This window comes from Caenibacillus caldisaponilyticus, assembly GCF_002003465.1.
GTDB lineage: Bacteria > Bacillota > Bacilli > Bacillales > Sporolactobacillaceae > Caenibacillus > Caenibacillus caldisaponilyticus.
In genome coordinates this window covers 1-1,127 of sequence record NZ_BDDQ01000118.1, presented here as the reverse complement: position 1 = coordinate 1,127, position 1,127 = coordinate 1, and the positions used below count along the sequence as shown (strand labels likewise).

Sequence of the window (1,127 nt, the reverse complement as noted above, 5' to 3'; positions counted from 1 at the left end):
GTAGAAAAAAGAATGGATGTTACTGGAACCATTCTTCATAGTGACCGAGGATTCCAGTACACATCCTATGAATATCATCACTTGCTGAATCAATTCGGCATTCGTCCCAGCATGTCTCGAAAAGGCAACTGCTTGGACAATGCCGCCATGGAAAGCTTCTTTTCCCACTTAAAAACAGAAGCTCTCTATCCCTATGATATACAACATTGTAACCAAGCACAAAACTTAATTCACAACTATATTTTCTTTTACAATGAGGAGCGGATTCAATTGAAGTTAAATAGATTGACGCCTGTTGAATACAGGCGTCAGAAAACAGCTTAACAAGGGTGTTTTTTACGTGTCTACTTTTTTGGGTCTTGACCAAAAATCCGAGGGCTTTATTTTCCAAAATAGAAAAATTGCCTCTGTTAACTTTTTCCGGGGCGACCGAAGAAAGCGCAAACTTTAGTCGCCCGGCACTTAATTTACCTTTTAATGAACGGCTTTCTCGTACTGGATCCGGTGAAGTTTGGCGAACAGACCGTCCCGTCTCAACAGCTCATCATAACGGCCTTGTTCCGCGATGCCGTCTTCGGTCACGACGATGACGCGATCGGCATTGCGAATCGTTGCCAGGCGATGGGCGATGATCAGCGTCGTGCGGTTTTCGGCCAGTTCATTCAAGGCGGTTTGAATGATTTTCTCCGTTTCCGTATCTAAAGCGGAGGTCGCCTCATCCAAGATTAAAATCGGCGGGTTTTTCAGGAACATCCTGGCGATCGCAGTTGAGTCCGTAAAATTGTGTAAAAAGGAAATGTAAAAAGAGCCACGTTGCTTTCCCTTTGATAGAATGGACATTGACCAAAACAAAAAACAAAAAGGAGGAAAGCAACTATGGCTCAATACAATATTACAATAAGCGATGAAATCCTGCACGGGTTCTTGTCGCAAGATCAAGGACTGGCCAAACTGTTGGAACAGGTCTTGAATCAAATCCTTGAAGCCCAGTTAACGGATCAACTTGGCGCCGGCCGTTATGAGCGCACAGAGGAGCGAAAAGGCTATCGAAACGGGTCTTATCCCCGGCAATTGACGACTCGGGTGGGACGGTTGACCTTGCGCGTGCCGCGGACAAGGGATGGGGA

The 1,127-nt window shown here is 45.6% G+C and carries 2 protein-coding genes and 1 pseudogene; 2 read left to right on the top strand and 1 reads right to left on the bottom strand.

Annotation, left to right across the window (positions count from 1 at the left end; all coding sequences use genetic code 11):
* A partial coding sequence (locus CCB157_RS16630; RefSeq protein ID WP_143287128.1) for an IS3 family transposase occupies positions 1 to 324 on the top strand: 324 nt, incomplete at its 5' end.
* Between the two features lie 150 nt (positions 325 to 474).
* Here CCB157_RS16630 and CCB157_RS16625 read toward each other — a convergent pair.
* A pseudogene (locus CCB157_RS16625) lies at positions 475 to 765 on the bottom strand (multidrug ABC transporter ATP-binding protein); the annotation flags it as partial.
* A gap of 111 nt (positions 766 to 876) precedes the next feature.
* On the opposite strand from CCB157_RS16625, the gene CCB157_RS16620 reads away from it, so the two are divergent.
* Positions 877 to 1,127 (top strand): transposase (locus tag CCB157_RS16620; RefSeq protein WP_193432242.1); only part of this gene is annotated, 251 nt, incomplete at its 3' end.